The sequence below is a fragment of the Bacteroides xylanisolvens XB1A genome (genome assembly GCF_000210075.1).
GTDB lineage: Bacteria > Bacteroidota > Bacteroidia > Bacteroidales > Bacteroidaceae > Bacteroides > Bacteroides xylanisolvens.
On record NC_021017.1, the window covers coordinates 1202291 to 1210266 of the forward strand.

Genomic DNA, 7976 nt, shown 5'->3' on the forward strand with positions numbered 1-7976 from the left:
TATTGGTATGCAGACGCAGGAAGTGGTTATAAAACCGAATCTGAAAGTTGTGCTAAAATCTGATTCTCAGAAACTTGATGAGGTTGTGGTGACTGCGATGGGGATTAAACGTTCTGAAAAGTCTTTGGGATATTCAGTGACAAGTGTTAAAGGTGATGAAATAACCAAGGCACGTGAAAGTAATGTTTTAAACTCTTTATCAGGTAAGATCGCAGGTGTACAGATTGGACAGTCGTCAGGTACTGCAGGGGGAAGTTCTAGTATTCAGATTCGTGGTGCTTCTTCTATTGGTAGCGTGTCGTCTCCACTTTTTATTGTTGATGGTTTGCCTATTGACAATGGGGCGTTCAATCCGGACAGAACTAATGGCATTGTTGATGTTGGAAACCGTGCAGGAGATATTAGCTCGGATGATATCGAGTCTATTAATGTTTTAAAAGGGGCTGCGGCAACTGCATTGTATGGTGCGCGTGCGAAAGATGGTGCTATCGTAATAACTACCAAAAAAGGTAGTCGCAATTCGCAGGTATCTGTTACAGTTAATTCTTCCACACGTTTTGAGAATGTTTTGAAACTGCCAGATTTTCAAAATGATTACGCACAAGGAAGTTATGGCAAATATAATGTAAAAATGTTGAATGGTTGGGGGCCTAAGATATCTTCTGTGCAAGATCAGACATTTGCAGATTTTAAAGGAGAACAGGTTACTTTGCAAGCATATCCTGATAATGTAAAAGATTTCTATGAGACAGGTATGAGTTATATAAATAATGTCGCAATTGCTGGTGGTACAGAACGTTCTGATTTTAGAATCAGTGTCTCTACTACTAATCAGACAGGGGTGGTGCCCGGATCCGATTATAATAAATATGCTTTTGCCGTTAATGGTGGTATGAATTTCACCAAGAACTTCACAGGGCGAGTTTCAGCACAGTACATCCGCTCTGATTCGGAAGGACGGCCTGCTCAGGGATCTAATGATAATAACTTGCTCATTCCTTTGATAAACGGAATGCCGCGTACGGTAAATATCAACGATGTGAAAAACAATTGGATTGACGAATACGGTAAGCAAATATCACTGGATCCGGAAGGAAAGAGTAACAATCCGTATTGGATAATCAACAAGAATAAATTTACTAATCAGTTGGATCGTCTTATCGGCAATATTGTTTTGACTTATAAACCGATAGAAGGACTGACAATCTCGAATAATGCAGGAACTGACTTTTATACAGAAACCAGACGTAAAGTATATTCGAAAGGGACAATTGGTAATCTTGAAGGACAGTTCCAGACATGGGATCTCTATAAGCGTATTTTGAATAATGATTTGATGATATCGTATGAGAAAACATTTGCGGAAGATTATGGAGTAAAAGTAATGTTGGGACACAATATATATCAGGAAGACTGGAGAAATAATAATGTGTTGGCGCAAAATCTGGTTGTAGATGAATTGTATGCATATACTAATGCTAAGACAACGAGTCCGGTAAATTATACCTCTAAGAAACGGCTGGTTGGTCTTTATGGAGATATAAGCTTCAGTTATAAGAATATGGTATTCTTGGATGTGACAGGAAGAAATGACTGGTCATCTACATTACCTGTAAATAACCGTTCTTATTTTTATCCGTCAATTAGTGGTAGTTTTATTTTTACAGAATTGATGAAGAATAAGGATGTTTTGAGTTATGGAAAATTGCGTATGAGTTATGCTAATGTCGGTAGTGATGAACAACCATACCAGTTGGCGTTTCAATATACTCCGGTTAATTCTTATTTTTTGCAGTATAATTTAACGAATGTTTTTCCCCATAATGGATTAGTAGGATTTACAGGTCCTCGTGTATTGCCGAATGAGAATCTTAAACCACAAAATCAGGCATCGTTTGAGGTAGGTACTGATTTACGCTTTTTCCAAAATCGTATTCGTTTAGACTTGACTTATTATAAAAGTGTAACTAAAAATCAAATCGTAAGCATTGATGTTCCTTTGTCCACGGGGTATTTTGCCAATAATATTAATGCGGGAAAAGTATCTAATAAAGGGATTGAAGTAGCATTAGGAGTTACCCCTGTACAGACTAAGGACTTTAAATGGGACTTGGAGGCTACTTTTGCAAAAAACACCCAGAAAGTTGATGAGCTGGCAGAAGGGTTGGATGAGTACTCGTTGACTAGTGGGTTGAGTGGATTGCAGATAAAAGCGGAAGTTGGTGGTTCGTTTGGTCTGTATGGTACAGGTTGGAAACGTGATGATTCGGGCAATTATGTTATTAACGAAAAGACAGGACTCCGTGAAATTGTAAACAATGTGCGTTTGGGAGATGTTTACCCGGACTTTACAATGGGTATTAATAATACGTTCTCTTACAAAGGTTTCACATTGAGTTTCCTGATAGATATTCGTCAAGGTGGTTCTCTTTACTCTGAAACAGTGGGTACTTTACGTACTACCGGACTTGCTGCTGAAACTGCTGCTCATCGAGAAGATGCGTCGTTTATTGAACCGGGAGTCATCTTACAATCTGATGGAACTTACAGAGCTAATGATGTGCCGGTTAAAAGTATGCAAGATTATTGGGGGCATGTGGCAAAATCAAGTAATAATGAGGGTAATATTTTCGATGCTTCATATGTTAAATTACGTGAGTTGAACTTTTCTTATAGTTTTCCTAGAAAATGGTTCAGAAGTTTCTTTGTCAAATCTCTTGATTTAGGCTTTGAGGCTCGTAATCTTTGGATTATAAAAGATCATGTGCCTCACATTGATCCGGAAGCTAACTTTTTTGGACCTGCACAGATCGGTGGGGGAGTTGAGTTCAATAGTATCCCGACAACAAGAAGTTTCGGATTTAATATTAGATTGACATTATAATAATTATCAAAGAGAAATAATATGAAAAATAAAAGATCAATATATACTATAGCAATCATATTTGCATGTGCTATTTTGAGCTCATGTAGTGATTGGTTGGATGTTAATCATAATCCAAATTCTGCGGAAAAGGTGGATCCCGGATATTTATTCAATTATGCAGTAGTGAATTGGGCTGGTAGTCGTACCGGAGGAGATGCTTACATTCCTCTTTCTCAAAGTATCCAGTGTCAGGCAGACGGCGGCGATGATTATGGGGGCTGGGCGGAAGGTTATTATGTCATAGATCCATATAGCCTTGGTAATACATGGAAGCATTACTATTCTGTTGGAGGTAATAATTTGCAGTTAGCTATCAAAAATGCTCAAGAAGCTACTCCTGTTAATCATAATGGAATTGCTCAATGTAAAATTATTCTAGCTCAACATATTTATGAGACAACAATGATATGGGGAGATATTCCATTTACAGAGGCTTGGATAGAAGGAGTTAAGTATCCGAAATTTGATTCTCAGGAAGTAGTTTTGAATGGTGTAGTAAGCTTGTTGGATGAAGCGTTGAATGAGATCAACTTGGATGATCCTTTGGCCATTACTGATTACGATATTTTTTATAAAGGTGATATGCAAAAGTGGATTCGGTTGGCCAAATCTTTAAAATTCAGAACTTTAATGACAATGGTGGATAAAGATCCGACGAAAGCAGAACAGATTGGAAAGTTGATAAGTGACGGTGGTATGATTAGTTCGGCTGATGATAATCTGCAGTTCCCATATTTACAGACTGCAGGTAATGAAAATCCTAAATATAAAATATTGGAGAAGTATACAAATGGCATCAATATTATGTTTTTTGCAAATAATAATGTATTGAAGCCTATGCAGGAACGCAATGATTCTCGTATTTCCAGATATTTTGAACCGGGAGCTGACGGGGTGTATCGAGGCTTGGATACTCGGCAGGCAGCAGAAGAAACTGATGATGAAAATGCGGATTTATTATCTTCCGTTATAAGTAAGTATCTTTTTAGAAAAGAGGCACCTGAATTAATTTATTCTTATCAGGAACAGTTGTTTTTTGAAGCGGAAGCGTATGTACGTGGGTTGGGAGTAACTTCTAATTTGGTGAAAGCTAATGAATTATATAAGAAAGCTATTCAAACAGCTTGTGATTATTATGAAGCGGATCCGGTAAAGACAACTGAATTTATTGATGCTTTGGATGATTTAAACACATTGGAACCTGATAGAGCTTTATATGAGATTCATATTCAGCAATGGATTGATTTGATGGACAGACCGTTGGAAGAATTTGTACAGTGGAGAAGATCAGGATCCAATGGTAATGAGGTACCTGCACTTACTGTGCCGACAGAAGCTACTTCTCGGGAACTTATTCGTAGATGGGAATATAGTCCTGAGGAAATGACTGCTAATCCTAATGCACCCAAAGAATCTCCTAAAATTTGGGAAAAGATGTGGTTTGATTTATAGATTCTAAGGTGATAAATGATACGAAAAAGAGGACAATAAAACATTGTCCTCTTTTTTTTTGTTATATTTGCGCCCACATTATTATATATTAGAAGTAAAGAATGAAAGAATTTGTAATATCCGAAGCCAAAGTAGAGACAGCAGTGCTTGTCGGACTCATCACACAAACGCAGGATGAGCGTAAGACGAACGAGTATCTGGATGAACTGGCTTTCCTTGCCGAGACGGCTGGGGCGGAAGTAGTGAAACGATTTACGCAGAAGTTGCCGACAGCTCATTCAGTGACTTATGTCGGAAAAGGAAAGTTGGAAGAAATCAGACAATATATTCGTAACGAAGAGGAAGAAGAACGTGAAGTAGGAATGGTCATCTTTGATGATGAGCTTTCTGCGAAACAGATTCGTAATATTGAAGCCGAACTGAAAGTGAAGATACTGGACCGTACTTCACTGATCCTTGATATATTTGCCATGCGTGCACAGACAGCCAATGCGAAGACGCAGGTAGAGCTGGCACAATATAAATATATGTTGCCGCGTTTGCAGCGACTTTGGACTCACTTGGAACGCCAGGGAGGAGGTTCCGGTGCCGGTGGCGGTAAAGGTTCCGTGGGACTTCGTGGTCCGGGTGAAACACAGCTCGAGATGGACCGCCGTATCATCCTGAACCGTATGTCATTATTGAAAGAACGTCTGGCGGAGATTGACAAGCAGAAAGCTACCCAACGAAAGAATCGCGGACGCATGATACGTGTTGCACTGGTTGGTTATACCAACGTGGGAAAATCAACCATGATGAATCTTCTCTCCAAGAGCGAAGTGTTTGCAGAAAACAAACTATTTGCGACTTTAGACACCACTGTGCGTAAAGTGATTATTGATAATCTACCGTTCTTGTTGTCGGATACGGTAGGATTTATTCGCAAGTTGCCTACCGACCTGGTAGAATCTTTTAAATCTACCCTGGATGAAGTGCGTGAAGCAGATTTGCTTGTGCACGTAGTCGATATTTCCCACCCCGGATTTGAGGAACAGATTGAGGTAGTGAACAAGACACTGGCAGAGATTGGCGGCAGTGGCAAACCTATGATACTTGTATTTAATAAAATAGACGCTTACACCTACGTGGAGAAAGCGCCGGACGACCTTACCCCCCGAACAAAGGAAAACTTAACACTCGAAGAACTGATGAAGACGTGGATGGCAAAAATGGAGGATAACTGCCTCTTTATTTCCGCCCGCGAACGAATCAATATAGACGAACTGAAAAATGTAGTTTATCAGCGAGTGAAAGAATTACACGTTCAGAAATATCCCTATAACGATTTTCTTTATCAGACCTACGAAGAAGAGGAAGAATAAACGGGAGGGATTTATGATTTATGATTTCTGAATTATGAGTTGGCTGTGCGATTATGACGGACAACATCACAGTTCATAAATCATAATTCATAAATCATAATTCATAAATCATAACTCATAAATCATTTAGTATATGAAAGACTATCGTAGATTGACTGAAGATGAGGTACTTCAGTTGAAGAGCCAGTCGTGTCTGGCCGATGATTGGGGAAATGTATCAGTGGCAGAGGGCTTTAATTGTGAGTACGTTCATCATACCCGTTTCTCGGGTGAAGTGAAACTGGGGGTATTCAAATCAGAATTTACATTGCCAGGGGGAATCAAGAAACATTCGGGATTGCGTCATGTGACGTTGCATAATGTATCAGTGGGCGATAACTGTTGTATTGAGAATATCCAGAACTACATTGCTAACTATGAGATCGGTAGTGATACTTTCATTGAGAATGTAGATATTATTTTAGTGGATGGATTAAGCACTTTCGGTAATGGGGTAGAAGTGGCTGTCTTGAATGAAACAGGAGGTCGTGAAGTGTTGATGAACGACAAACTGTCTGCGCATCAGGCATATATACTTGCGTTGTACCGCCATCGTCCCGAACTGATTAACCGTATGAAATCTATTGCGGATTATTATTCCAATAAACATGCTTCTGCTATCGGCAGTATTGGCAATCATGTCATGATTCTCAATACAGGTTCAATCAAGAATGTCCGGATTGGTGATTACTGCCATATCTGTGGAACTTGCCGCTTATCCAATGGAAGCGTCAATAGTAATGTGACAGCGCCTGTACATATCGGTCACGGGGTAATTTGTGACGACTTCATTATCTCTTCCGGTTCAAAAGTGGATGACGGTACGATGCTGACCCGTTGCTTCGTCGGGCAGTCCTGTAAATTGGGACATAATTATTCCGCTTCCGATTCTTTGTTTTTTAGTAATTGCCAAGGAGAGAACGGTGAGGCATGTGCTATTTTCGCAGGTCCTTTCACCGTGACACATCATAAATCTACTTTGCTGATTGCCGGAATGTTCTCGTTTATGAATGCAGGTTCGGGATCCAATCAGAGCAACCACATGTATAAGTTAGGTCCTATTCATCAAGGAACAATGGAAAGAGGAGCGAAGACCACTTCTGATTCCTATATCTTGTGGCCGGCACGTGTCGGAGCTTTCTCATTGGTCATGGGACGTCATGTCAATCATGCCGATACTTCTAATCTTCCTTTCTCTTACCTGATAGAGCAGCGGAATACGACTTATCTGGTTCCGGGAGTCAACTTGAGAAGTGTAGGTACTATCCGTGACGCACAAAAATGGCCGAAACGTGATAATCGTAAAGACCCGAACAGGCTGGATTATATCAACTATAACCTGTTGAGTCCTTATACCATTCAGAAGATGTTCAAAGGGCGTTCCATTTTGAAAGAATTGAAACGTGTGTCCGGTGAAACTTCAGAAATCTACTCTTACCAGAGTGCTAAAATCAAGAACTCTTCTTTGAACAACGGAATCCGTTTTTATGAAATTGCTATCCACAAGTTCTTAGGAAACTCCATTATAAAACGACTGGAAGGCATTAACTTCCAGAGCAATGAAGAAATCCGCCAACGCCTGAAACCCGATACGGAAATTGGTATTGGCGAATGGGTAGATGTTTCCGGACTGATTGCTCCCAAGGGTGAGATCGACCGATTACTGGATGGTATTGAGAAAGGAGCAGTCAATCGTTTAAAGTCCATCAATGCAAGCTTCGCGGAAATGCACGAGAATTATTATACTTATGAATGGACATGGGCTTATCATAAGATTCAGGAATTTTATGGCTTAGATCCGGAAACGATAACAGCGCAAGATATCATCGGTATCGTGAAAGCCTGGCAGCAAGCTGTTGTCGGATTGGACAAGATGGTATATGAGGATGCTAAGAAAGAATTCTCGTTATCTTCCATGACCGGATTCGGTGCTGATGGCTCTCATGACGAAATGAAGCAGGACTTTGAGCAAGTACGCGGTGATTTCGAAAGCAATACATTTGTGACTGCGGTGTTGAAACATATTGAAGATAAAACGGCTCTTGGAAATGAGCTCATCGAGCGAATCAAAATGATTGATAAAACGGAAATTGTGTAGCGAGTCAAAAATAAGTAGATAAATAAATGGGAATTTATCGGTTAAATGAGAATTTATCGGTTAAATGGGAGTTTATTGGTTAAATGAGAATTTATCGGTT

General features: G+C 39.8%; 4 protein-coding genes. All 4 read left to right on the forward strand.

The window, feature by feature from the left end:
• The first annotated feature begins 1 nt into the window (after position 1).
• The 4 genes from BXY_RS05050 (at position 2) to BXY_RS05065 (ending at position 7876) form a co-directional block, all read left to right on the forward strand.
• Entirely contained in the window at positions 2–2884 is a 2883-nt protein-coding gene (locus tag BXY_RS05050; RefSeq protein WP_243442476.1) for a SusC/RagA family TonB-linked outer membrane protein, read from the forward strand.
• A gap of 21 nt (positions 2885–2905) precedes the next feature.
• Positions 2906–4378 carry a SusD/RagB family nutrient-binding outer membrane lipoprotein gene (locus tag BXY_RS05055; RefSeq protein ID WP_009041214.1) on the forward strand — a complete coding sequence of 491 codons (1473 nt, stop codon included), beginning with the start codon at positions 2906–2908 and terminating at the stop codon, positions 4376–4378.
• Positions 4379–4479: 101 nt separating this feature from the next.
• Entirely contained in the window at positions 4480–5739 is a 1260-nt protein-coding gene (gene hflX, locus BXY_RS05060) for a GTPase HflX (protein WP_004315613.1), read from the forward strand.
• A 133-nt stretch (positions 5740–5872) separates the two neighbouring features.
• Positions 5873–7876 carry a DUF4954 family protein gene (locus BXY_RS05065; protein WP_015531342.1) on the forward strand — a complete coding sequence of 668 codons (2004 nt, stop codon included), beginning with the start codon at positions 5873–5875 and terminating at the stop codon, positions 7874–7876.
• Positions 7877–7976 lie beyond the last annotated feature (100 nt).

Bases quoted from the DNA above. Each gene is read 5' to 3' on its own strand.
- BXY_RS05055 (WP_009041214.1), top strand. From the start codon at position 2,906: ATGAAAAATAAAAGATCAATATATACTATAGCAATCATATTTGCATGT.
- hflX (WP_004315613.1), top strand. From the start codon at position 4,480: ATGAAAGAATTTGTAATATCCGAAGCCAAAGTAGAGACAGCAGTGCTT.
- BXY_RS05065 (WP_015531342.1), top strand. From the start codon at position 5,873: ATGAAAGACTATCGTAGATTGACTGAAGATGAGGTACTTCAGTTGAAG.